At 40.9% G+C, this 25,367-nt stretch carries 24 protein-coding genes and 1 pseudogene; 11 read left to right on the top strand and 14 right to left on the bottom strand.

The window, feature by feature from the left end; translation table 11 throughout:
* Positions 1–30 precede the first annotated feature (30 nt).
* On the bottom strand, positions 31–762 hold the full coding sequence (locus AACM45_RS18090) for a peptidylprolyl isomerase (RefSeq protein WP_339144381.1): 732 nt from the start codon (positions 760–762) through the stop codon (positions 31–33).
* Between AACM45_RS18090 and AACM45_RS18085 the strand changes: the two genes are divergently transcribed.
* Together AACM45_RS18085 and AACM45_RS18080 are read left to right on the top strand one after the other, a co-directional pair.
* Positions 761–1,402 (top strand): NUDIX hydrolase, encoded by a 642-nt coding sequence (locus AACM45_RS18085; protein ID WP_339144380.1) that lies wholly within the window; start codon positions 761–763, stop codon positions 1,400–1,402. The two genes, AACM45_RS18090 and AACM45_RS18085, sit on opposite strands and share 2 nt — an antisense overlap.
* Before the next feature lie 35 nt (positions 1,403–1,437).
* Positions 1,438–2,253: a lysophospholipid acyltransferase family protein gene (locus tag AACM45_RS18080; RefSeq protein ID WP_339144379.1), complete on the top strand. Its 816-nt coding sequence runs from the start codon at positions 1,438–1,440 to the stop codon at positions 2,251–2,253.
* On the opposite strand, the gene AACM45_RS18075 is transcribed toward AACM45_RS18080, so the two are convergent.
* From AACM45_RS18075 to AACM45_RS18065, 3 genes are all read right to left on the bottom strand, one after another.
* Positions 2,250–2,888, bottom strand: a complete 639-nt coding sequence (locus AACM45_RS18075; RefSeq protein ID WP_445227735.1) for a hypothetical protein — start codon at positions 2,886–2,888, stop codon at positions 2,250–2,252. The two genes, AACM45_RS18080 and AACM45_RS18075, sit on opposite strands and share 4 nt — an antisense overlap.
* Before the next feature lie 9 nt (positions 2,889–2,897).
* Positions 2,898–3,392 (bottom strand): RNA polymerase sigma factor, encoded by a 495-nt coding sequence (locus AACM45_RS18070; RefSeq protein WP_339144376.1) that lies wholly within the window; start codon positions 3,390–3,392, stop codon positions 2,898–2,900.
* 85 nt (positions 3,393–3,477) lie between these two features.
* Entirely contained in the window at positions 3,478–4,905 is a 1,428-nt protein-coding gene (locus AACM45_RS18065; RefSeq protein WP_339144374.1) for an amidohydrolase, read from the bottom strand.
* A gap of 101 nt (positions 4,906–5,006) precedes the next feature.
* Here AACM45_RS18065 and AACM45_RS18060 point away from each other — a divergent pair, with 101 nt between their 5' ends.
* On the top strand, positions 5,007–6,281 hold the full coding sequence (locus AACM45_RS18060; RefSeq protein ID WP_339144373.1) for an NAD(P)/FAD-dependent oxidoreductase: 1,275 nt from the start codon (positions 5,007–5,009) through the stop codon (positions 6,279–6,281).
* Positions 6,282–6,328: 47 nt separating this feature from the next.
* On the opposite strand, the gene AACM45_RS18055 is transcribed toward AACM45_RS18060, so the two are convergent.
* Positions 6,329–8,020: a glycoside hydrolase family 13 protein gene (locus tag AACM45_RS18055; RefSeq protein WP_339144372.1), complete on the bottom strand. Its 1,692-nt coding sequence runs from the start codon at positions 8,018–8,020 to the stop codon at positions 6,329–6,331.
* A gap of 100 nt (positions 8,021–8,120) precedes the next feature.
* Positions 8,121–9,020, bottom strand: coding sequence for a site-specific tyrosine recombinase XerD (xerD, locus tag AACM45_RS18050; RefSeq protein WP_339144451.1), 900 nt, complete (start codon positions 9,018–9,020; stop codon positions 8,121–8,123).
* Between the two features lie 143 nt (positions 9,021–9,163).
* Between xerD and AACM45_RS18045 the strand changes: the two genes are divergently transcribed.
* From AACM45_RS18045 to AACM45_RS18030, 4 genes are all read left to right on the top strand, one after another.
* A complete protein-coding gene (locus AACM45_RS18045) occupies positions 9,164–9,676 on the top strand; it encodes a hypothetical protein (protein ID WP_339144371.1) in 513 nt (170 codons plus the stop codon).
* Between the two features lie 64 nt (positions 9,677–9,740).
* Positions 9,741–10,244 (top strand): porin family protein, encoded by a 504-nt coding sequence (locus AACM45_RS18040; RefSeq protein ID WP_339144370.1) that lies wholly within the window; start codon positions 9,741–9,743, stop codon positions 10,242–10,244.
* Positions 10,245–10,324: 80 nt separating this feature from the next.
* Positions 10,325–10,741 carry a type II 3-dehydroquinate dehydratase gene (gene aroQ / locus AACM45_RS18035; RefSeq protein ID WP_339144368.1) on the top strand — a complete coding sequence of 139 codons (417 nt, stop codon included), beginning with the start codon at positions 10,325–10,327 and terminating at the stop codon, positions 10,739–10,741.
* A gap of 76 nt (positions 10,742–10,817) precedes the next feature.
* The gene (locus AACM45_RS18030) at positions 10,818–11,993 is read left to right on the top strand and encodes a PQQ-dependent sugar dehydrogenase (RefSeq protein WP_339144366.1); all 1,176 of its coding nucleotides are present in this window, start codon (positions 10,818–10,820) and stop codon (positions 11,991–11,993) included.
* 129 nt (positions 11,994–12,122) lie between these two features.
* Here the strand turns inward: AACM45_RS18030 and AACM45_RS18025 are convergent, their stop codons facing one another.
* From AACM45_RS18025 to AACM45_RS18010, 4 genes are all read right to left on the bottom strand, one after another.
* Positions 12,123–12,404, bottom strand: coding sequence for a DUF3817 domain-containing protein (locus AACM45_RS18025; protein ID WP_339144365.1), 282 nt, complete (start codon positions 12,402–12,404; stop codon positions 12,123–12,125).
* Positions 12,405–12,415: 11 nt separating this feature from the next.
* Positions 12,416–13,807, bottom strand: coding sequence for a dihydrolipoyl dehydrogenase (lpdA, locus tag AACM45_RS18020; RefSeq protein ID WP_339144364.1), 1,392 nt, complete (start codon positions 13,805–13,807; stop codon positions 12,416–12,418).
* A gap of 373 nt (positions 13,808–14,180) precedes the next feature.
* Positions 14,181–14,681, bottom strand: coding sequence for a peptide-methionine (R)-S-oxide reductase MsrB (gene msrB, locus AACM45_RS18015; protein WP_339144450.1), 501 nt, complete (start codon positions 14,679–14,681; stop codon positions 14,181–14,183).
* A 109-nt stretch (positions 14,682–14,790) separates the two neighbouring features.
* Positions 14,791–15,360 carry a collagen-like protein gene (locus tag AACM45_RS18010; protein ID WP_339144363.1) on the bottom strand — a complete coding sequence of 190 codons (570 nt, stop codon included), beginning with the start codon at positions 15,358–15,360 and terminating at the stop codon, positions 14,791–14,793.
* 167 nt (positions 15,361–15,527) lie between these two features.
* Between AACM45_RS18010 and glgB the strand changes: the two genes are divergently transcribed.
* From glgB to AACM45_RS17990, 4 genes and pseudogenes are all read left to right on the top strand, one after another.
* Positions 15,528–17,423, top strand: coding sequence for a 1,4-alpha-glucan branching protein GlgB (gene glgB, locus AACM45_RS18005; RefSeq protein WP_339144362.1), 1,896 nt, complete (start codon positions 15,528–15,530; stop codon positions 17,421–17,423).
* 97 nt (positions 17,424–17,520) lie between these two features.
* Positions 17,521–19,920 (top strand): glycoside hydrolase family 31 protein, encoded by a 2,400-nt coding sequence (locus AACM45_RS18000; RefSeq protein ID WP_339144360.1) that lies wholly within the window; start codon positions 17,521–17,523, stop codon positions 19,918–19,920.
* A gap of 37 nt (positions 19,921–19,957) precedes the next feature.
* Positions 19,958–20,767 (top strand): annotated as a pseudogene (locus AACM45_RS17995) (M48 family metallopeptidase).
* Between the two features lie 68 nt (positions 20,768–20,835).
* Positions 20,836–22,164 (top strand): MFS transporter, encoded by a 1,329-nt coding sequence (locus tag AACM45_RS17990; RefSeq protein WP_339144359.1) that lies wholly within the window; start codon positions 20,836–20,838, stop codon positions 22,162–22,164.
* 59 nt (positions 22,165–22,223) lie between these two features.
* Here the strand turns inward: AACM45_RS17990 and AACM45_RS17985 are convergent, their stop codons facing one another.
* The 4 genes from AACM45_RS17985 to AACM45_RS17970 are packed head-to-tail and all read right to left on the bottom strand — an operon-like array spanning position 22,224 to position 25,208.
* Positions 22,224–22,946, bottom strand: coding sequence for a head GIN domain-containing protein (locus AACM45_RS17985; protein ID WP_339144358.1), 723 nt, complete (start codon positions 22,944–22,946; stop codon positions 22,224–22,226).
* Between the two features lie 60 nt (positions 22,947–23,006).
* Positions 23,007–24,107, bottom strand: coding sequence for a hypothetical protein (locus AACM45_RS17980; protein ID WP_339144448.1), 1,101 nt, complete (start codon positions 24,105–24,107; stop codon positions 23,007–23,009).
* Positions 24,088–24,648, bottom strand: coding sequence for a hypothetical protein (locus AACM45_RS17975; protein ID WP_339144357.1), 561 nt, complete (start codon positions 24,646–24,648; stop codon positions 24,088–24,090). Before AACM45_RS17975 ends, AACM45_RS17980 begins: the two co-directional genes overlap by 20 nt.
* Before the next feature lie 2 nt (positions 24,649–24,650).
* The gene (locus tag AACM45_RS17970; RefSeq protein WP_339144356.1) at positions 24,651–25,208 is read right to left on the bottom strand and encodes an RNA polymerase sigma factor; all 558 of its coding nucleotides are present in this window, start codon (positions 25,206–25,208) and stop codon (positions 24,651–24,653) included.
* Positions 25,209–25,367: the final 159 nt, after the last annotated feature.

Genomic DNA, 25,367 nt, shown 5'->3' with positions numbered 1-25,367 from the left:
AACCACTAACCACTAACCACTAACCACTAACTACAATACTTCCGCCTTTAAGACATATACATTTTGCATAGGCCAATCCCCTTCATCCACTTCAACCTGATTGATTTTATCAACAATATCCATACCTTCTATTACACGACCAAAAGGGGTATAGTTGCCATCTAAATGATATGATCCGGGTTTGGTGACCACTATAAAGAATTCGTACGGGGAAGCCAATTTATGTGGATTGTCCCTTTCACTACTGGGCATTGAAATGGTTCCCCTATGGTGTTTATGTCCTTTTCGGGTGTCGGGCGGTAACAGATACCTTCCTATTTGGCCTCTCTTTTTGCCGGTTTCCCTGTTGTCTGAATTGCCGCCTTGAATGATAAAATCTTTGACCACACGATGGAACATGGTATTTTCGAAGTAGCCTTTTTTTGCCAAATAAATAAAGTTCGCCTTGTGATATGGTACGTTATCATAGAGCTGTATGGTAAAGCTTCCCATGGTTGTGGTCAATTTTACTTTATCCTCTTTCAGGGTTTTCGCATATTCAAAGAAAAAATCAATAGCGTTTTCTTCGGTCAGGACAAATTCTTCCTCTTCTTTAGTTACGGGCAAAGAATCAATTTCTTTTACTTGAACCCCTTGTTCGGTCGATGGGGGCGCGCCTTTGGTTGAATTAACGTCTTTGTTCGCCTTATCCGCCTTATCCCCACATGAGATCAAAAAAAATAGTGTTATACTTGTCATTAATGAAATCGTAGCTCTAAGCATGAATTTTGAAGATTTTTGCGAACAGGTCATAAAAATAAAAAATCTGCCCTTGCCCGGTAACGAATCGCACTATAAAATGGAACCCGCTGTTCGAAAAAAGTGGCGTGAGTCTAAGAATACATTAGGTCAAAATCCTAAAAAGGCTGCTGTGATGGCATTATTCTACCCAGATGCAAATCAGCTGACCAAGCTTTTATTAATTCTCAGAAAAACCTATCAGGGGGTACATTCGAATCAAATTGGTTTTCCGGGGGGTAAGGTTGAGGAATCGGATAGCGATCTATTGTTTACCGCCAAACGTGAGACTTATGAAGAGGTAGGCGTATCCCAAGAAGAAGTAGAGGTCATTAAAGAATTGACGGAGGTGTATATTCCACCGAGTAATTTTTTGGTAAAACCTTTCGTGGGTCTATATAAAAAACCGAAACCTTTTAAGATCCAAGAAGAAGAAGTGGAAGCATTGGTTGAGGTGCCGTTGGTCGATTTTCTAGATAAAACGAATGAAATCGAACAACGAATGACTACTTCTTACGCCACCGATATTCTTGTACCAGCCTTTAAATTAAATGGTTATACGGTTTGGGGGGCTACTGCCATGATGTTAAACGAAATCAAAATGCTTTTGCGTAGAGTGCTTTAGTGCTATTTCGTAAATTAGCCAAGCAATAGTTGAATATGGGTATTTTTAAAGAGAATCCTTTCGGACACATTTTGTTCTTAAAAAAGTGGCTTATCCGTATTTTGGGTCTTATTACGCACCAGCGCTATAAACAATTCAACAAACTACAGATAGAGGGTTCTGAAATTATCAGGAATCTACCAGATCGGAACGTTTTGTTCGTAAGCAACCACCAAACCTATTTTGCCGATGTTGTAGCGATGTTCCATGTTTTCAATGCGAGTTTAAAAGGGCGTGACGACAATATCAAGAATATCGGTTATCTGTGGAATCCTAAATTGAATTTCTACTATGTGGCCGCCAAAGAAACCATGGGCAAAAGCTTATTGACAAAAGTCTTGGCCTATGCGGGTTCCATAAGCATAGAACGTACATGGCGTGCCGATGGCCAAGATGTGAACAGGCAAGTGAAATTCAGTGATATCTCGAATATAGGTATAGCTTTAGATGATGGATGGGTCATCACGTTCCCCCAAGGGACTACGAAGCCTTGGAAACCAATCCGTAAGGGAACCGCACATATTATCAAACGTTACAAACCCATCGTGGTTCCTGTGGTTATCGATGGTTTTAGAAGATCTTTTGATAAGAAGGGACTGTACATCAAAAAGAAGGGAATTCTACAATCAATGCAAATCAAGGAGCCTTTGCAAATTGATTATGACAATGAATCCATTGAACAGGTCATCGAAAAATTGGAGTATGCCATTGAGCAACATCCTTCTTTTCTACATGTCATTCCTGAATCTGAACTGGCAGCATATGAAGCTGACCATCAGAAAAGAAGGTATAGCCATAAGGAAAAAAGTTAGACCTCCAACTTTTTCAGTTCGCGATAATTTTGGTTCAATCTTTTAAGTAGAATGCCATACAATACCCTATAGAATAGCCAGAACAATACCCCAAAAAAGGCAATTGCTACCGCAAAAAACACGCCGATGAGTAACCATGCGAGAATTCCCGAACTTGCTGAAGAAACCTTTTCAGTAAGCTCGACGGGCGGATCATATATGAGTATTTCAACAAGAAGTACGATTATGGATGTGGCGAACAATCCTACATTGAACCATACGTATTGCATCACGGTCTTTCTGGTCTTTATGATTTTTTTCATCAAATCACGTGATGAATCCGTTACCGAGATTTTTTTATAATTCTGATAAAACTTGTAAATAAAGAAGAGGATAACCAGCAATGATATGATTTGTATGGCCCATTCGGTAAAAAGTATAAGCTTAGCGCCATCCCCATTTCTTACCTCACTTTTAATAGGTAGAAAAGCGAGTACGATCCAAAAGGCGAATTCCATGATGCTGATATAAAAAATCCATTTTACAATGGAAGATGATTTTTTCCATATCATTTTGTATATCTGGTCATATGAAAGCTTCGGAAGCTGCTGTTCCTGCTTTTGCCAGTCTTTTTTCAATAATTCTAATTCATCCATCATAACTTTTTACGGATTTAAGATGGTTCTTAGTTTGTTTTTTATCCTGTTCATTTTAACCCTGGCATTTACTTCTGAAATACCCAAAGTTTCGGCAATTTCACTATAGTCTTTATCTTCAAGGTACAAGAACACCAATGCCTTGTCAATATCGCCCAGCTGTTTTACCGCATTGTACATCAACTTCAGTTGTCGTTCTTGGGTGTCATCATATTCGTCGGCCTTTATCTTAAAAATTACGGATTCGTAATCTTGGGTCTTTACCCTCTTTTTTGATTTTCGATAAAGGGTGATGGCCGTATTTAGGGCAACCCTGTACATCCATGTGCTGAACTTGGCATCGCCCCTAAATTTCGGGTATGCCTTCCATAGTTGAATGGTAATTTCTTGAAAGAGGTCATTATGCGAGTCCCTATCATTGGTGTACAGGCTACAGACCTTGTGAACAATATTTTGGTTGTTCTCAAGTTCGGTAACAAACTTATGTTCAAGTTCTTTGTTCACTAATTGGTTGGAGAGTGATTTACTATTGGTAGCAGATTCGTGTTCTTTGTTACAATATTGGGTAAATATCCCAATTTAAGTTGTATTACTTGCGATAGTCCAAAGCAGGCGGTCTGTCGCCAATCAAAGGTTCATAAACAAAGTCCGTACCCCTTCTTTCCGTGAATTCGACCTTGGCCTCTTTAATGAGGGATTGATCATTGAACAGATCAATAGCGGTAGCCGTTAGCGTTTTGGCGGCCACCATCATACCCTTTTTGCCAATGGTAGTACCACCGGCTGCTACTGCTTGCCAGCTGTGTGCTGGGGTGCCTGGTACCCAAGTTGCCGTACCGAAACCCACGGTTGGAACTACGAAACTGACATCACCAACATCGGTAGAACCGTAGGCCCTAGCAGTTTCGCGATAAGGTTGAACCTCCATGGCCACTTTTTCGTTCAATTGCTCTTGGCCCAAGCTCTGGGCAATTTTGGTCCCAAAGGTTTTTTCCTCTTCCGTGTATTGGATTCCCCCAATTGCCGAGAGGTTTTTGTGCACTAGTTTTTGCAGTGTCAGGTTTGGTAATAATTCGTGAACACCATTCACCAGTTCATATTCCATTTTGGTGCCGGTACCTAAAGCCGCACCTTCACCCGCCTTTACGATCCTGTCAAAAATACCCCTTAACACATCCCTACGGTTATGTCGGGCATAGTAGTAGACTTCGGCATAGTCAGGAACTACATTTGGGGCCTTGCCACCGTCAGTGATGACGTAATGGATTCTAGCTTCTTGCGGTATATGCTCGCGCATCATATTGACCATCATATTCATGGCTTCGACACCGTCTAAAGAGGATCTTCCCATGTGGGGGGCACCGGCGGCATGGGCCGAAACCCCATAAAATCGAAATTTAGCGGAAATGTTGGCCAAGGCTGCCGCTGCGCTAGCCGCATTTTGTGAGCTTGGATGCCAATGCAGGGCAACATCAACATCTTTAAAGAGGCCTTCCCGAGCCATAAAAACCTTCGCCCCACCACCTTCTTCGGCCGGACATCCGTAGAATCGGATAGTGCCTGTTCTTTTATTGGCTTTCATCCAGTCTTTTACCGCTATTGCGGCCGCTGATGAGGCCGTACCGAACAAATGATGGCCACAGGCATGACCAGCGACCCCACCAGCAGATTTTTTCTCAGGGGTCGCTTGTTGCGACAATCCCGGTAAGGCATCAAACTCGCCTAAAACGGCAATTATAGGGAGCCCTGAACCATACTCTGCCACAAATGCGGTTGGAATGCCCGCAACCCCGCTTTTGACGGTAAAACCTTCATCGGCTAATGTTTTTTGCAAAAGTGCGGAACTCTTTTCTTCTTGGTAGCCCATTTCTGCCAGGTTCCAAATTTCCATGGCGATTTCACCATATTTTTCGCTTGTACCATCCAATTTCCGCAAAATGGTTTCTTTACTTACTTGGGCAGTAAGTAAAATGGGGCCAAAAATAGTGACCGTTAAAAAAAAGAGTCTTTTTTTCATTATGTTTCATTGTTATTGAACGACATAAATATACTAAAAAGCCTATCGAGAACTTCACTTGGTAAAAATGCTATTGTTAACTTTGTAATTAATACCGAAGTATGAATATTCCACAGTCAAGTTTCCCTAGAATTATTATCATCGGTGGTGGTTTCGGGGGAATTTCTTTAGCCAGAAAATTACGAAAGAAAGAGTTTCAAGTAGTTTTGTTGGATAAACACAATTACCATACTTTTCAACCCTTGCTTTACCAGGTCTCTACCGGTGGGTTGGAACCTGACTCCATTGCCTATCCCATTCGAAAGGTTATCCATAACTACCCAAATACCTATTTTAGGCTTGCTGAGGTATTGCAGATCGATACGGAAAACAGCTGTATCAAAACCGATATCGGTATTCTGAAGTTCGACTATCTGGTGGTTGCCACTGGTTCAAAGACCAATTTTTTCGGAAATGAATCCCTTATGGCCAACAGTATGGCAATGAAGTCGATTCCGCAGTCATTGAATTTAAGAAGCTTGATCTTAGAAAATTTTGAACAAGCCTTATTGACCGATGACCTTCACGAACGGGAAGCCCTAATGAATTTCGTCATTGTCGGGGGAGGGCCGACCGGGGTAGAGTTGGCTGGTGCGCTAGCTGAAATCAAGAAGGGAATCTTACCAAAGGATTACCCTGATTTGGATACACGCAGGGTTCAGATCAACCTTGTTCAGGGTAGTGACAGAATACTGCCTGCGATGAGTGAGATCGCCTCTAAAAAGGCAGAGCAGTTTCTTGAAAGTCTTGGCGTAAATGTTTGGAAGAATATTAGGGTTAATGAGTATGACGGTAAGCTCGCTACCACCAATACCGATACTAAATTTGAGACCGAAACGCTGATTTGGGCCGCAGGGGTACAGGCAGTGAGTATCAAAGGATTGGATGCCAAAGAATTATTGAGTAGGGGCAATCGATTAAAGGTCAACGAATATCATCAGGTTGCCGGTTTTGAACATATTTTTGCCTTGGGTGATGTTGCCCAAATGGAGTCTGAGGACTACCCAAATGGGCATCCTATGATGGCCCAACCGGCCATGCAACAAGGGGAAAATTTAGGTAAGAACTTGATACGTCTATCTGAAGGTAAGTCTTTTCGCCCATTCCGTTATTTTGATAAAGGTAGTATGGCAACCATAGGAAGGAATAAAGCCGTTGCCGACTTACCGAAATTTAAGTTTCAGGGCGTTTTCGCATGGTTCGTTTGGATGTTCGTACACCTGTATTTTTTGATAGGCTTTCGAAATCGTGTCGTGGTTTTTATCAACTGGGTGTATAATTACATCAGATTCGATCGTGAGGCACGTTTGATCATCAGGCCTTATAAAAAGCAATAGGCCCCATTCAGGTCAAGCTATTTTCGGTGACTTCAAATGGCGGGGCATTAATGCAATTGGTAGACCACAGCTTGGTAGGGCTTGAGGGTAAATTGGTGATTTGTTTTTTCCGTTTGGCACTCGTCATTAGAGATTAACAAGTCCGCCTTTGAAAATTCGATATCATCTATCGCTACTTGCGTGCTTTCTTCAGAAAAGCTGAGCAATATAAGGTATCGTTCTGTGTCAAGGCTGCGGGTGTAGGCATATACCTGTTCATTTTCAGGCAAGACCAATTGATAGCCACCATAAATCAACCCAAGATGTGATTTTCTGATCTTTACCATTTTCCTAAAATAATTCAGCACGGAATCTGATTGCTTTTCTTGTTCTTCAACGTTGATTCCTGTTTTGTAATTTGGATTTACCTTAATCCACGGAGTGTTGTTTGTAAAACCCGCGTGGGTATCCAAACTCCATTGCATTGGGGTTCTGGCGTTGTCCCTTGAGGCCTTCTTTTCGTTCTCAATAAAATCCTCTAAATCGATATTTTGCTGCTGTAGCAGTTTGTATCGGTTTAAAGTATTGATATCCTTATAATCATCCAAACGCTCAAAATTTGCGTTGGTCATTCCGATTTCCTCCCCAAAATAAAAGAATGGGGTACCACGCATGGTCAACAGAAAAGTCTGCAGCATGGTCGCTGAATTTCGCCAATGTTCTTTTGAGTCATTGCCCCAACGACTGACCGCACGTGGAAAATCATGGTTATTTAAGTACATTGTTCCCCATCCTTTTTCAGAAAAAACAGCGTCCCATTTAGAGTGTATTTCTTTAAACTCCGTCAATTTCCACTGGTCACTTTGCATCCAAAAAGCTTCATTACCATCCCTGTCTAAAGACATCAGGTCAAAATGAAAGAACATGTTCAGCTCTTTACGATCTTCATCCACAAAATTCAAGGCTTGGTCAATCGTAACACCAAGTGCTTCACCAACGGTCATGATATCATATTTTGATAGCACTTCGTTGTTCATTTCGTTCAAAAACTCATGTAATCTTGGCCCGTTGGAATAAAAAGGTATAAAATCACCTCCAAATTCCTTAGGTAATTCCGGATAGGTGGTATCTTTTGAGATAAAAGGTATTACATCCATTCGAAACCCGTCCACACCCTTGTCAAACCAGAATCTTAGCATATCATAAACCTCTTTTCTAACAGCCGGATTTTCCCATTTCAAATCGGGTTGTTTTACAGAAAAGTAATGTAGGTAATGAGAATCGGTTTTTTCATCATATTTCCAAGCGTTTGCGTCAATATCGAAATAACTCCATCGTTTTGGAGGGGTCCCTTTTTCTGCTGGCCACCAATGGTAATAATCACGGTATTCGTTGTCTCGTGATTTTCGTGATTCTTGAAACCAAAAATGTTCATCACTGGTATGGTTGGCAACCAGATCCATGACCAGTTTTAGACCCCTCAACTTCATTTCAGCCAATAGGTCATCAAAATCTTGCATGGTGCCAAATTCAGCCATGATCTTGCGGTAATCAGCGATATCATAGCCATTATCGTCATTCGGTGATTCATAAACGGGGCATAGCCAAATAATGTTCACACCAAGACTTTTGATGTAGTCCAACCGTTTTGTAATGCCCTTTAGATCGCCAATTCCATTACCACTGGTATCTTGAAAACTACGCGGATATATTTGATAGACCACACCTTCTTTCCACCACCGTCTTTTAAGTTGCGCCATGCTTTAAAATTGAAGTGCTAAAGATATCTTTTTTTGGTTTTTTCGGTTCAGCATAAAAAAGAAAGTCTTCGTTTAAAAAATGATTATAAAAGGAATTCGATTATGGGTTTCTAGGATGGAACTTAGTTAACACCTGTGCTAAATGTGTTCTGTTCACATGTACATAAACTTCGGTGGTTGTGATACTTTCATGACCTAACATCTGTTGAATGGCCCTTAAATCAGCACCATTTTCAAGCAGATGGGTGGCAAAAGAATGACGAAAGGTATGCGGGCTTATGTTTTTCCGTAACCCCGTAATTACACATAACCTTTTGATAATGGTGAAAATCATCGCCCTGGTCAACTGCTTTCCCCTTCTGTTCAAGAATACGAAATCTTCATGCCCCTCTTTTATGTCTAAATGGATTCTAACTTCATTTCGATAAAGATCGATGTATTTTTTAGTGATAGGGCTGATAGGCACAAACCGTTGTTTACTGCCCTTACCGGTTACTTTGATAAAGTCTTCATCAAAATAAAGGTCCGATAGCTTCAGATTGATAAGTTCAGATACACGCAGGCCACAGCCGTAAAGGATTTCTAAAATAGCCCTATTGCGTTCTCCTTCCGGTTTTGAAAGATCGATGGCAGCGATGAGTTTATCGATTTCAGCAGTTGAAAGTGTATCGGGTAGCTTACGGCCAATTTTCGGTGATTCAATTAAGTCCATAGGATTATCGGTTCTATAATCTTCAAAAACCAAATAATTGAAAAAGCCCTTAAGGCCTGAAAGTATTCTAGCCTGGGATTTTGCGTTTACCGTCTTTGGAAGCTCATAGACAAACTGCTGTAATACCTCTTTCGAAATAGTCTCGGGTTTTTCTATGGTTTGCAACGTTTCTACGAATTCTTGTAACTTTTTAAGATCAAGTGCATAACTTTTGATGGAATTCTCAGACAAGCCACGTTCAATTTTTAAGTAATGCTCATAATCCCTTAAGGCCAGGCTCCATTCCATACTGTAAATATAAGTCAAGCCGAGGCGATTTAAAGTGCTTTAAACCTTGTTGGCAACATAATTGATTGAAATCACAACTTTTAATTAGGGAAGCATTGTGCATATGGTAATTTCATATCCCTAACAACCAAACAATTTTTGACATGAAAACAGTTTTGACTGCGATTTTAGTATTGTTCATATCAATTTCAACATACGGTCAAGTGGATAGAAGTAATTTTCGAGCAGGTCTTAATGCAGGTATCGTTGTCGGTGATTTTGCAGATTTTTCCAGTTTTTCCATTGGTGTTGATATAGTGCACCACTGGGGCATTTCAAGAGAAATTGATTTAGGCTTTGCGACAGGTTTTTCAAATGCTTTTGGTGAAGATCAAACCGTTACCGTACCTGATATCACATTGAATGTTGAGGTTGACGACATCCAATTCGTGCCAATGGCCGGATCGATTCGCATATATCCGAGTAAGGGATTTAAGCTTGGCGGCGATGTAGGCTATGCCATTGGTATCAATAGTGGAAATGGGGGAGGATTGTATTACAGACCGGTTCTTGGTGTCGATGTGAATGGGGTCACCGAATTGAATATTTCCTATTTTAACGTATCAGACGATATCAATTATTCGTCACTATTATTCGGATTATTATTTTTATTCTAAACCATTTTTTTAAGGTAATGAATAGCCTCCTTTGTATATTTGTAACACAACTAAAAACAAGAATATGAAAAAAATTAGTATTGTATTTGCATTTGTACTGTGCGTGACTATTTCTACTTATGCACAAGAGGGCTTCGCGATTAAAGCTGGTTTGAACAACGTTTCGGTTGATCTCGATCTCGGCGAATTTGGCAGTGATTCTGACAGTGAGCTTGGTTTTTACATTGGTGGGGGCTACAATTTTGAAATTGATGACCAGTGGGATATTGAACCGTCACTTTTATTAAGCTTTGTAGATGATTTAAACTCATTGTACATTCCAGTAATGGTGAAATATGAAGTGGCCACTAATTTTAATGTTCAAGCTGGACCACAAGTCAATTACCTTTTGGAAGATACTGATGATGGTGCCTTCGGTCTTGATTTGGCATTTGGTGCCGGTTATCAAATTGATGCCAACTGGTTTGTCGAAGGCAGATACGGTTTTGAAGTTAGTCGTGGAGGTGATTTTGGGGATGCTGTTAGCTTTAATACCTTGACTATAGGAGCAGGCTACCGTTTCAACTAGTGGGTAATACGACTCAATAAAAAGCGGAAACCACGGTTTCCGCTTTTTTTATGACTTTAAATTTTGCTTACATTTACTTTATGAAGTTGATTATTATTAACGGTCCCAACCTGAATCTTTTAGGAAGACGCGAACCAGAAGTCTATGGTAACCAAAGCTTTGAAGACTATTTCGCTACGTTACAATTCAAGTTCAAAACCACCCAACTCGAATATTTTCAATCGAATATAGAAGGTGGTATCATTGATAAACTTCATGAAGTCGGTTTCTCTTACGATGGCATTATCTTAAACGCAGCGGCTTATACGCATACTTCGGTCGGCATAGGTGATGCAGTCAAGGCTATTGAGGCCCCGGTAGTTGAGGTGCATATTTCGAATACCTTTAAAAGGGAGGATTATCGGCATCATTCGTATATTTCTGCCGGCGCTAAAGGGGTTATTGTTGGTTTCGGCTTACAGAGTTACGACCTTGCCATTCAAAGTTTGATTGCTTGATTTCTTTGTCCAGAACATGTACTTCAAAAATCCATTTGGTGTAATTTTTGCGTACTTAAAAGAAACCCCCGCTACTATGAAAATCGTCAAACTGGTTTCAGTATTTCTATTGTTATGTGTTTTATCGTGTAATGAAGAGGACAACGAATTTGATCCTCAAGATGAAAATGGGGAAGAAATGGATGAAACCGCCGTTTCGATTTCATTGGTGAACGCCTTTCCAAACCTTTCTTTTAGCCAACCCTTAGATTTACAATCCCCCAAAGATGGAACCAATCGTTTGTTTGTGGTGGAAAAAAGGGGGCGTATAATCGTTTTTGAAAATAATGAAGAGACATCCACGTCCAATGAGTTTTTGAATCTTTCCACGATATCCACTGTAAGTGAACAGGGGTTGTTGGGTCTGGCATTTCATCCCAATTACGAAAACAACGGCTACTTTTATGTGTTTTATACACCTTCGGAAGAACTTGCGGTCATCTCAAGATTTTCGACTTTAGCTGATACAAATAGTGCTGATTCAACCAGTGAAGTAGTCTTATTGGAAATTCCGCAGCCGCAGACCAACCATAATGGTGGGCAGATCGCATTTGGCCCCGATGGTTACCTCTACATTGCCGTAGGTGATGGGGGCGGGGCGGGAGACCCACAAAACAACGCTCAAAATACGACCAACCTGCTAGGGAATATACTTCGAATTGATGTTGACAACACTAGTAATGGATTAAATTACGCGATTCCTTCAAGTAATCCTTTTTTAAGTGAAAGTACGGTACTTGATGAGATCTATGCCTATGGCTTTCGAAATCCTTGGCGCATGAGCTTTGACTCTCAGACCGGAGCTTTATGGACCGGCGATGTTGGTCAGGGTACTTTGGAAGAAATTGATATTGTTGAATCTGGGGGCAATTACGGCTGGAAGCTATTCGAGGGTACTTCTTGTTTCTCAGGGGAGTGTGATCGCAAAGGATTGATGGGCCCAATCTACGAATATGGACATAGCAATGGAGATCGATCTATAACAGGCGGTTTTGTGTATCGCGGTGATGCATTGAGCCTCATAACCGGCCGCTATATTTATGGTGATTTCGTAAGTGGAAGAATATGGGCCTTAGCGCCAGATGGAAGCACCAACGAATTGATTTTGGAATCTAGGTTAAGTATCGCCTCTTTTGGGGTCGATGCTAGTAATGAACTCTATGTTTGTGCTTTTGATGGCGTTATTTACAAGTTCGTTGAAACCACGAATTGATGCGAGTACGATGTAACCGTCGATTCAAAAGGGAACAAATGTAAAAAAGACAGACTTTACCTGATATAAGTACGTAGATTGTGGGAAACCGAATAAATGAAATGACGGGTTTCTTATGTCGCACTCAAGTCAATTAACATTTTGCAGGTATTTTTTATCGACATAAAATGTGGCGAAGGGCAATAAGGATGCAATCATTAAAATAAAAAGCCTTTTAATGCCCCACTTTTTTTGCCACCAAAAAAGTAAGGCCAACACCACATAGGCAATAAAAAGCACGCCATGGGCATACCCTACGATTTTATTGGGTTCCAATATTTCGCCCCAATATTTTAAGGGCATGGTAAGGCCAAATAACAACAAATAGGAAATGCCCTCTAAGATTGCCGTTGTTCTGAAGAGTTTTAACAAAATGTCTTTTTTTATAAGTGGATGACCTCGTCATAGGCCGCGGCCACGGCTTCCATAACGGCCTCACTCATTGTGGGATGTGGATGAACCGCTTTTAAGACTTCATGGCCTGTGGTTTCCAATTTTCTGGCCACGACCGCTTCCGCGATCATATCGGTGACACCGGCACCTATCATATGGCAACCCAACCATTCGCCGTACTTGGCATCAAAGATGACCTTTACGAAACCATCGGAAGCTCCAGAGGCTTTTGCCTTTCCACTTGCAGAAAAGGGAAATTTGCCCACTTTGATATCATACCCTTTTTCTTTGGCCTGTTTTTCGGTGAGGCCGACAGAGGCAACTTCAGGAGTGCAATAGGTACAACCGGGAATGTTTCCATAATCCAAAGGTTCTACATGCATTCCGGCAATTTTTTCCACACAGAGAATACCCTCTGCCGAAGCTACATGGGCCAGGGCCTGACCAGGGGTTATATCACCAATGGCATAATAACCGGGAATGTTGGTTTGGTAGTAATCGTTGACCAAGATTTTATCACGATCGGTAGCGATACCAACTTCTTCTAGACCTATATTTTCTATATTGGTTTTGATGCCGACTGCGGAAAGTACGATATCCGCTTCCAAAACTTCCTCACCTTTTGCGGTTTTCACGGTTGCTTTAACGCCATCACCTGAGGTATCCACTTTGATAACCTCAGCAGAGGTCTTTATTTTGACACCAGACTTTTTAAAGGAGCGTTCCAGTTGTTTTGAGATATCTTCATCTTCAACAGGTACGATATTCGGTAAATACTCGACAACGGTAACTTCGGTTCCCATGCTGTTATAGAAGTAAGCGAATTCGATACCGATGGCGCCACTACCGACCACAATCATTTTTTTAGGCTGTTTTTCAAGGGTCATGGCCTCACGGTAACCGATTACCTTTTTACCATCTTGGGGTAGGCTAGGCAATTCACGACTGCGTGCCCCAGTGGCGATAATGATATGATTGGCGGTATATTCGGCCGGTTCTCCATGTTCCCCCTTAACGATTACTTTCTTACCGGGCATCAGTCTGCCAAAACCGTTCAAAACCTCAATTTTATTTTTTTTCATCAAAAATTGGACTCCTTTGCTCATGCCATCGGCGACACCCCTACTTCTTTTAACAACGGCATCGAAGTCATGTTCCACTTTTTTGGCACTTAGACCATAGTCTTCTGCATGTTTTAAGTATTCGAATACCTGAGCGGATTTTAATAATGCCTTTGTAGGTATGCAGCCCCAATTCAAACAAACGCCACCAAGGTTTTCCTTTTCAACGATTGCCGTTTTCATACCTAGTTGAGAGGCCCTAATGGCCGTAACATATCCACCTGGTCCGCTTCCTAAAACGATTACATCAAAATTGCTCATTCACTTACTATTTTAGTTGTTAAAATGGAGGTGCAAAGATAGTGAACAAGGCCAAGTTTTCAATGCTTGGTCTTAAGATTAACGCGATAATGGAAATTTATAAGCCTCGATACCCATGTTGAAATTGAATTTGATTTTCCCTTTTTAGGGTTCGCAGACTTGACCTGAGGTAGTTGGTATCGCCTAACTTAAAAAGCGATTTGACCTTAGCACGTTACTAAACCTTCAACAGTGTTTAAAGAACCATAAAGGTCTTTATAAAAAGCCATAATTAAAAAAACGGGCACCATTACATCAAAGCAATGGCACCCATTTAAAAATTACTTGGGTAATGACCGTTAACCAAGTAGTGTTGCGATTTACTTAATACCCACTATTTTTCATCAGGAACAAAATCCAAGGCGATTCCGTTGATACAATGCCTTTTTCCGGTAGTATCGCTAGGGCCGTCATTAAAAACGTGGCCTAAATGTCCGCCACATGAGGCACAATGCTCCTCTGTTCTTGCATAGCCTATCTTGTAATCGACATCATAGGCAACCATACCTTCGATTTCCCGGTCAAACGAAGGCCATCCCGTGCCGCTTTTGAACTTATGTTCGCTTCTAAATAATGCCGCACCACAGCCCGCGCAGGTATATGTACCCTTTTCTTTGTTGTTCAAAAGGTCACTGCTAAATGAATTTTCGGTTGCGGCCTTACGTAAAACGTAATATTCCATATCCGTTAACTCAGCTCTCCATTCCGCATCCGTTTTTTCAACAGGATATGTTGTTTCCGCTTTTTTGTTTTCCGCAAGTTCTTCCTTTTCCGTTTGTGACGTACCAATGCATGAAGCGAATAATACGGCGATCAGTGCAATTTTCTTTCCCATCATTTTCTTTTTTTTAAATAAGACGATTAAAATCCATAAAACTTTCATGGTGGTATTTAGAAGCAAAACCCCATTTCAAAAAATGGGGTTTTGAAGTTTATAAATGAACTTAGTCCAAATTGATTTTTTCAATCCCGCTAGGGTCAAATTTCAGGGCATCAATAACCGCATTGAAATCTGACGTGTCAATGCTATTGTCCAACCCGAATTCGGCGGGCACCACGGCAATTCTAAAGACTTGATTGTCAGTGTCACCTGGGGGTAAGCTACTAAGGTCAAAATCAGACTCTAAAAAGATGTTCACATCAAAAAAGGTATGGTCATAATTATACTGTAAGAGTCCTTGATCCAGTATTCTTGTCTGTGGTAATAGGCGCCATACATCAATTGGGTCACCACCATCAGGGTCATCAAGTTGTTCAAACAGCAAATACACCAGAACAAGGTCTGATTCAAAAACTTCGATGTCTTGTGGAAATTCAAAGAAAATCGAAAAATCGTTGGCGGCATTGAAGGTACCTTCGATTTCTACTACGTTACCCAAGATATTTACCCCATCGAGTCCGTCAAGTCCATCCAAACCATCAAATCCTGGGGGGCCCGGAGGTCCTTCAGGTCCTTCGCAAGACACTGCGAATGCAATAAAAAGTATTCCAAACAATAACTTAACCTTATTCATAATTCTAGATTTTAATTTCAGTTGATGATCTTTTTTTTCGTTTCATGTTGTTAAAATCAAAAAGCGTTCCATTTTTGATTTCATCAAATTTATTCAAAAGAGACGGAAACATTTTTAGTATCTTGGGGAAAGATGATTAATATTGCAACACTTATCAAATAATACGTATGTCTCCAGTAATTCCGCATAGTTTGTTTACCGAATTTGATATCAACCTTTTTAAATCTGGCAAGCACTTTAGATTATATGATAAATTAGGTTCGCACCTCACCGAGGTTTCCGATACTAAAGGAACGTATTTTGCAGTTTGGGCACCATCGGCCAAATCGGTTTCGGTCATCGGTAATTTCAATGGATGGAGAAAGGGTGACCATCAGCTCAATGTGCGATGGGACTCAAGTGGAATTTGGGAGGGTTTCATTGCTGGGGTAGGAAAAGGCGAGGTATACAAATACAGTATCGAATCACATAATAACGGTATGGTGACCGAAAAGGTAGATCCCTTTGCGCGCTATTGTGAACATCCCCCAAAAACGGCTTCAATCGTATGGGATTCAGCATATCGTTGGAACGATGCAGATTGGATGGAGACCAGGGAAGTCCACAACGGACTTGATAAACCATATTCGGTCTATGAAGTACATTTGGGATCATGGAAACGGAAAAATGGAAATGATTTTTTGTCTTATAAGGATTTTTCTAAAGAGCTGGTTGCATATGTTAAGGAAATGGGCTTTACCCACGTAGAGTTCATGCCGGTTATGGAGTATCCATTCGATCCTTCATGGGGCTATCAGTTGACGGGGTATTTTGCCCCGACATCGCGTTTCGGTGAGCCAGAGGGTTTTAAGTTGTTGGTCGATGAAATGCATAAGGCGGGTATTGGCGTGATATTGGATTGGGTTCCTTCCCATTTTCCTGAAGATGCCCATGGTCTTGGCTTTTTTGACGGATCCCACTTATACGAACACCCTGATAGGAGGAAGGGGTACCATCCTGATTGGAAAAGTTTGATATTCAATTACGGCAGAAATGAAGTTCGCGCCTTTTTGATTAGCAATGCGGTATTTTGGTTAGACCAGTACCATGTTGATGGCCTTCGTGTAGACGCCGTTGCTTCAATGCTCTATTTGGATTATTCGCGGGAAGATGGTGAATGGGAACCCAATATGTATGGCAATAATGAGAACTTAGAGGCGATGTCCTTTATTCGTGAAATGAACCAAGAGGTTTATGCCAGTTTTAAGGGCGTTCAAACCATAGCTGAGGAATCTACTGCATTTTCAGGGGTTTCCAAACCTGTACACTATGGCGGATTAGGTTTCGGAATGAAATGGATGATGGGATGGATGCATGATACTTTAGAATATTTTAAAAAGGAACCCGTCTATAGAAAACACCATCAGAACGACTTGACCTTCAGTATGACTTATGCGTTTACTGAAAATTTCATGCTCCCATTTTCACATGATGAAGTGGTTTATGGCAAACAATCGCTGGTTTACCGCATGCCTGGTGATGAATGGCAACGATTCGCAAATTTGAGGCTTCTTTTCGGCTATATGTTCACCCACCCTGGTGCAAATCTAATTTTTATGGGGGGCGAGTTCGGCCAAACAGGGGAGTGGAATTTTCAACAGAGCCTTGATTGGCATTTAACGGAATACGATTTTCATTCTGGTATACAAAAGGTGATTCAAGATTTAAACAAGATATACAAAGAACAACTTGCCTTACATGAAAAACAGTTTAGTGCTGAGGGATTTGAGTGGATAGATTACAATGACCATGAAAATTCGGTACTCTCCTATATCAGAAAAGGGCACCATACCAAAGATGATGTCATTATTGTAGGCAATTTTACCCCGGTACCTCGTGAAAAATATAGGGTTGGTGTACCGAAAAACAAGCAATTGAAATTATTGTTCAACAGTGACGACAGCAAATATGGAGGTAGTGGCCTTGGTAAAAAAACGGTGAAGCCTTCTAACAAAACATGGAATGGAAGGGAACATTCCGTTGAACTCACAATCCCACCGTTAAGTGTACTTATTTATAAATGAGAATGATACTACAACGTTATAGTTTGTAGTTAGTCTCAAGAACTTTTTTTAATCTCAGACTAATGTGCTTTTTTTGTTGGTCTGAAAATCATCTATCATGATTACGAATACTGATATTGAGAAGAGGGGTAATCTATATCCCAACCGTATTATTGAATATAAAAAAGATAACGATAAGCTTTATTTTACCACGGATAATGGTGTAATTCTAGAAATTACCGTATTAAGGGATAGCGCCATTCGATTCAGGTATGCCACGGAGCACTCTTTTGAGCCTGATTTTTCATATGCGATAAGTGATGATGTCAACACAGGTTATAATGAGTTGGAGGTAATCGAGGAAACGTCTGATTATGTGATTCAGACCTCTAAGATCAAAATCTATATCAGCAAGGGCAATATGAAAATCCAAATCGTTGATTTAGACGATTTGGTTATCAATGAAGATGAGGTCGGCTTTCATTGGGAGGAGAACTATGACTATGGCGGTAACATCGTAAAAATGACCAAGGTCACCCAATCGGGTGAAAGTTATTATGGCATGGGGGATAAAGCATCCCATACCAACCTGAAAGGAAAAAGGGTAAACAACTGGGTAACCGATTCGTATGCCTATGGAAAAGACCAAGAGCCTTTATATAAATCGATTCCTTTCTATGTTGGCCTGCATAACGATGCTGCCTATGGTATTTTCTTCGATAATTCATTCAGCACCTATTTTGATTTTGCTCATGAGCGGAGAAACGTAACCAGCTTTTGGGCCGATGGGGGTGAAATGAATTATTACTTTTTCTATGGCCCCAAAATATCACAGGTAGTTGAAGCGTATACCGATTTGACCGGTGTGCCTGAATTACCACCGCTATGGGCTCTGGGTTTTCACCAGTCGAAATGGAGTTATTATCCTGAAAAAAAAGTAAAGAAGATTGCGGCAACTTTTAGGGAATTGAAGATACCTTGCGACGCCATTTATCTGGATATTGATTATATGGAGGGTTTTAGGTGCTTTACTTGGAACAACCGCCGTTTTCCCAACCCTAAAAAAATGGTCGATGATTTATATGAAGACGGTTTCAAAACTGTGACCATGATCGATCCAGGTATCAAAATAGACCGTGATTATTGGGTCTATCAAGAAGCCATGGAGAAAGGATATTTTTGCCGTAGGGCCGATGGACCACATTTTAAGGGGAAAGTATGGCCCGGAGAATGTAAATTCCCTGATTTTACCAATCCTGAAGTCCGTGAGTGGTGGGCAGGTCTTTACAAAGAGATGATAGCCGAAATGGGGGTCCATGGCGTCTGGAATGATATGAACGAGCCTGCCGTAATGGAAGTGCCAACAAAAACGGCTAATCTAGATGTGCGTCATGATTACGACGGGCATCCCTGTAGTCATAGAAAAGCACATAATGTGTATGGCATGCAAATGGTCAGGGCAACCTATGATGGAATAAAAAAATACACTTTTCCCAAACGTCCATTTGTATTGACCAGGGCGGCCTACTCAGGCACACAGCGCTATGCTTCGACTTGGACGGGTGATAATGTCGCTACTTGGGAACATCTTTGGATTGCCAATGTGCAAATGCAAAGAATGTGTATGAGCGGTTACTCCTTCGTTGGATCTGATATAGGCGGTTTTGCCGAGCAACCCAATGGGGAATTATTTGCAAGGTGGATTCAAATGGGAATTTTCCATCCCTTTTGCAGGGTACATTCCAGCGGAGATCACGGGGATCAAGAACCTTGGTCATTTGGCGATGAGATAACTGATATTGTCAGAAAGTATATCGAATTGCGCTATCAATTGTTACCGTATCTATATACGATGTTTTACAGATATGTAAAAGAAGGTATACCAATGTTGCAGTCATTGGTCTATTACGATCAAGGGGATACCCAGACCCATTTTAGGACGGATGAGTTCTTGTTTGGCGAGCAAATATTGGTTTGTCCGGTTCAAGAGCCTAATGCACAAGGGCGTCGCATGTACGTACCCAAGGGAAAATGGTATAATTACTGGACCGAAGAGGTTATTGAAGGCGGGGTTGAGAAATGGGTTTCAGCAGCGATTGATAAAATACCCTTGTTCATTAAAGAGGGTGCTATGATTCCCAAATACCCGATCCAACAATATGTTGGTGAAAAAGATATTACGGAACTTAAAATAGATGCGTATTATAAGAAAGGCGTTGAAACGTCAGTGGTGTACGAAGACCAACAAGAGGGGTATGACTATAAAAAAGGTCGTTATAGCCTTCGAAAATTTAGATTGAGGGGTAAAGAGAACGAATTGATCATGCAACAATTTAAAGACGGCAGCTTTATCACGTCATACAATACCTTTAAACTACAGTTTCATGGATTGCCTTTTAAAATAAAGAGCATTGAGGTCGATAACGAGATCGTCGATTTGAAAACCGTCAAGTTCAATGGTAACAATTGTATTGAGGTAAGTAAGGATTTTACAGAGCTACATATTTTTGGAGCGTAGTTTTTTTTCGTACTTTAATCTATAAACACGATACATAATGAAAAAAATACTATTGACAGTAACCGTATTTTTAGCGGTTACGGCTTGCAAAACAAATCCTTTTACAGGTAAGAAAATGTTGAATTTTTATGGTAATCAGCAGCTCTTTCCTACGGCCTTTGCGCAATATGATTAATTTTTGACCGAAAACAAGGTCGTGACGGGTACCAAAGAGGCCCAAATGATTACTACAGTAGGGCAAAGAATAGCCAAAGCCGCCGAAACCTGGTTGAATGCGAACGGATATCCAGGCTACCTTAAGGATTATCAATGGGAGTACAATTTGGTCAATGACAAAACGGTGAATGCATGGTGTATGCCTGGTGGAAAAATTGTTTTCTATACCGGAATTCTACCAATTTGTCAAGACGAGACGGGGGTTGCCGTGGTCATGGGCCACGAGGTGGCACATGCCCTGGCGGATCATGGGGCACAACGGATGAGCGCCGGTACCTTGCAACAGTTGGGTGCTGTGGCAGGTAATGTCGCCATAAAGGATGAGAGTACCAGAAACATGTTCAATCAAGCTTATGGCGTGGGGTCAAGTTTAGGGGTGATGTTACCTTTTAGCAGGAGCCATGAGACCGAGGCAGATAGAATAGGGATACAGATAATGGCCATAGCGGGATACAACCCAGATGAGGCAGCCCGACTTTGGCAAAGAATGAAGGCCAATAGCGGCGGTCAAGCACCACCTGAATTTTTGAGCACACACCCTTCAAACGACACAAGGATCAACAATTTGACCGCTTGGGCACCAGCGGCGAAGCAAGAAGCAGCTAAATTCGGGGTAACGTCATTTAAATAGTGTGACCGTTATTTTAAAAGATTTGATGAAGCTGCCCGCCTATGGGCAGCTTTTTTTATTTTTAAGACATGACAAAAATATTGGCCCTTAAGGGGGAGAAGAAATTACTGAATGCCTGGGCATTTTATGACTGGGCGAATTCGGTGTATAGCCTAGTGATTTCCTCAGCGGTGTTTCCCATATTCTATGGGGCCTTGTTCCGTGTTGCAGAAATAGAAAAAGTCACCGTTTTTGGTGGGGAAATAGCACGGGCGCCCTTGATAAGCTATGTGACCTCGGCAGCTTTCGTATTTATCGCTATCGTTACCCCTTTAGTATCCGGTATTGCCGACTATTTAGGGAATAAAAAGATATTTTTAAAATTTTTCTGCTATTTGGGGGCGGCGTCCTGTATCGGGCTATATTGGTTCTCATTGGAGCATATTTATTTTGGCCTCATTTGCTATTTCTTCGGATTGGTAGGGTTTTGGGTAAGCTTCGCCATAAACAACTCGTACCTGCCTGATATCGCATATCCTGAACAACAAGACGGTGTTAGTGCCAAAGGCTTTTCCCTTGGATATATCGGCAGCGTGATCTTACTGCTTTTTAATCTTGCCATGGTCATGAAACCAGATGTTTTTGGTATTACCAATGAAGGAGGAGAGGTCGCTGAAATAAAGGCTATGAAGTATTCTTTTGTGACCGTGGGAATCTGGTGGGTCCTTTTTAGTCAATACACCTTTGCCCATTTGCCAAAAGGATATAAGCGCGATGGGGAACGTAAAAACATCATTTTAAATGGGTTTAAAGAATTGAAAAGTGTTTGGGCACAACTTGGTGGTCAAATACGGCTAAAACGCTATTTAGGGGCGTTTTTCGTATACAGCATGGCGGTACAGACCATCATGTTGATAGCTACTTATTTTGGTGAGGAAGAAATAAACTGGGGTACTGACAATCAACGTACAACGGGTTTGATCGTAAGTATTTTGGTCATTCAAGTCGTTGCCATTCTCGGCGCCACCGTCACGGCACGCGCCTCTAAGGTATTTGGTAATATCAAAACCTTGATCGTGGTGAACGTGTTTTGGATATTGCTTTGTGTCTATGCCTATTTTTTACAGACGCCAACTGATTTTTATATAGCTGCCGGATTGGTTGGAATAGTTATGGGTGGTATTCAGGCCTTATCCCGCTCAACCTATTCGAAGTTTCTTCCTGACACTACGGATACGACATCCTTTTTTAGCTTCTACGACGTCGCTGAAAAAATCGGTATTATTATCGGGACCCTAATGTACGGTATCATTGCACAACTTACGGGGAGCATGCGAAATAGCACGATTTTTTTGGGACTCTTCTTTTTGGTCGGTGCATTTCTATTGACCAGGGTGAATAAAAAACCCCGACCATAGGTCAGGGTTTTTTCATGTTTATCTATTGATGGGCCGTTTTTGATTGGTTGTTTTAATATTTAGTAGCCTGTAATATCACCTGAACCCGAGGTTTTGGTATCGATTTTTTTCGGATTTCCCTTGTAGCTGATATCACCTGAACCCGACACCCTTGCTTTTATCATTTCTGTCGCGGTCACCTTTATATCGGCAGAACCAGAGACTTGGGCTGTCACGTTCTCTGCTTTTAGGTCATAGGCCTTGATATCACCAGAACCAGAAATTGAAACATCAAAATCACGTGCAGAACCTGATAAGTTGATATCCCCTGATCCAGACATGGATGCATCTATAGTACCAGCCTCAATAGCTAAGGTCACATCACCCGAACCCGATAATGAGGTTTTGAACCGGTCTGATTTTAAGGTTGTCTTGCCTACAATGTCCCCAGACCCTGAAAGGGAGACCATATCAACGGTCTCGACAGGTACGGTAACATAAATTCCCGAATTCCAATTCGAGGGTTTAAGGTTGACGCCTTTTTTTACCTTAATGACCAATTTACCATCATTTACCTCGGTCTTGATGTATTCCAAAAGGTTTTCTTCACCTTTCAAGGTCAGTTCACCTTCATTTCCATCTACCAGATGAACGTCAAACCAACCGGCAACTGCTACGGCGTCATAGTCTCCAACAGAACGCTCGATAGTTACCGTTTTACCGTTTCCTTTTATTCTCTTTCCCCATTGCGCACTTGCTATGACTGTGCAAAAGGCTAAACTCAGTGTTATTATTTTTTTCATGATCGTGTTTTTAATACCCAGCCTGACCGGGATACCTATTATTAATTTGATTGCTACTTATTATTCGTTTTTGTAAAATGTTATTCCGCCATAATCACTGGTAATATTCACCATATTTTCAGAGTTCTCACTGCCATAATACCCTTTGTAATACTTGTCACTTGATTTTTCTTTGCTGATATTGATGGTAAAATCACCTTTGCCACTTACTCCCGCATATTCCGCTGAAATTTCAAAGTTGAAGTGGTAATCGGGATCATATCCAATTTTGATACCGGTATAATCAGACTTTATTTCCATATTACCGGCTTCGGCGGTCATCTTCTCGACTTTAACTGAACCATAATCCGCGGTTACGCTTAAATTACCGTATACCCTTCCTAATTTTAAGCCAAAGTAGTCTCCATTACCTGAAATGTTCTGTACACTGCCAACTTCCATGGAACCATAATCAGAGGTATAGGAAAGGCTACCCATTTCTTTGATTACCGCATTGGTATAGTCGGCATTTATTTTTAGATCCCCGGCTTTTTCAATGGTAAAACCAGAGTAGTCGGCGGTAATCTCCGCACTGTTTATAAATTCAAACGTTGAACGTGAGGTATAGTCAAATCGCAGGTCATTGTTTCTACCGCGTAACTCGCCTATTTCCATTTTTCCATAGTCACAGTTTATTTTGGCATGACCATCTACCCGGTCTAAATAGATATTACCGTAATCATTACTGAGGTTTACACTGTTCTTTACCGGTAATTTAATGGTATAGTTCACTTTGACACTGACATTGTTGCGCTTGCCCCATTTCCAACCCCAATTTCTATTTCTTTCACCGAATCGGGTCATTGCAGCGACCATGCTGTTGCTATTTTCAAAGTCAACATCGATTTCGTTCAACCTGTCCTGTACTTTTTCTTCGTTATTACCATTGGTTTTGATAGTGACCTCGATAACGACCCTGTTTTCGTTCCATGAGGTAATGTTTAGGTTGCCATAACTGTTTTTGACTTTTAACAGTGCATCGGCGTTCACATTAAATTCTTTTTTTATGGTCTTTTCTTTGGTATACTTACCCTTCATTCCACCACCCTCGACAGCAGCTGTGGCACCGAACGAAATGAATAATAGGGTTATACCTATAAATTTAAATAGTAAAGTTCGCATCATTTTGATATTTTAAGTTTTTTATAGATTCAATTGTGGTCAGTACTTCTTTTAATAAATCAATTCTAGTTTGAAAATTATTGATCATTGCATTCAGCAATAGCTTACTATCACCGCCATTTACAAGTTCTTGCTCAAGGTTCTTGTAATCGATTTCCAGTCTTTCGAGCTGAAAAAGGGTGTCATCAACAAGTTGTTCGGTTTCTGGGGATTTTTCATCACGAAGTTGTTGTACTTGTTCTTCGATAAGACCCGCAAAATAGAATTCAGTCTGTGATACCTCTGGCGAAATCTCAACTACTTGTTCTTTAATACTTTGCTTATTGGTGAACACTTGTAACGATAAGGCACACACAATAGCTATAGATGCCGCAATCGCCAAGGGTTTCCACCAGTTTCGTTTCTTTTTTTGTAAGCTCACAACACCGTTTGATCGGTTCAGTTTCGCTAAAAACCTTTCTTGATGCCCCTCTTTCGGATTTTCACAATCAAAATCATCATGTAAGCGTTCAAAAAGTAGTTTTATATCATCCTCTTTCATAATTAAGCATTTACGGTCAACTTTTTTCTTAAACTTTCTTTAGCCCTTGAAATCGTTGTTCTACAATTGGCATAACTAATATTCATTATGGCACTTATTTCCTCATAATCATATCCTTCGATTAAATGTAAGGTCAAAGAAACTCTGTAATTGTCTTTCAAACTTTTCATGGTATCCATCACTTTTTGAGCCTTCAGTTCTAAACATCCATTTTGGTCCGGTACAACCCCATCATTATCTTCGACCTTGTACATTACTTCATCTAAATCCACAGTACTGCTTTTTTGCTGTTTTCTGTAGTTATAGATACTGTTGTTGATTACAATTCTTTTCAACCATGCCCCGAAGGTTACCTCGCCTTTGAAAGTATGCAGTTTCGTAAACGCGTTCAAGAACGATTCTTGCATAATGTCCTCGGCTTCGGCAGTATGTTTTACAATTCGTAGCGCCGTGTTGTACATTGCCTTATAGTACTTATTGTAAATCGCTAACTGTGCGCTTTGCTTTCCTTCAAGACACCACTGTATCAAGGTATCAATATGTTCAATTTGTTGGCTCAAAAAGTTGATTGATTTGTAGTATAGATGAACCAATTTACAATTTGTTACAGTTTTTGATATTTTTTTGGTCAAACCATGGCATGCGTATTGCATAGCTTGTATGAAAATGTGCCAATTTTCTTTTCAAGGGCTCTAACAAACAAGGAGTTAAAGAAAATA

The sequence above is a fragment of the Croceitalea sp. MTPC5 genome (assembly GCF_036985505.1).
Lineage (GTDB): Bacteria > Bacteroidota > Bacteroidia > Flavobacteriales > Flavobacteriaceae > Croceitalea.
This window is presented reverse-complemented; position numbering and strand designations above follow the sequence as displayed.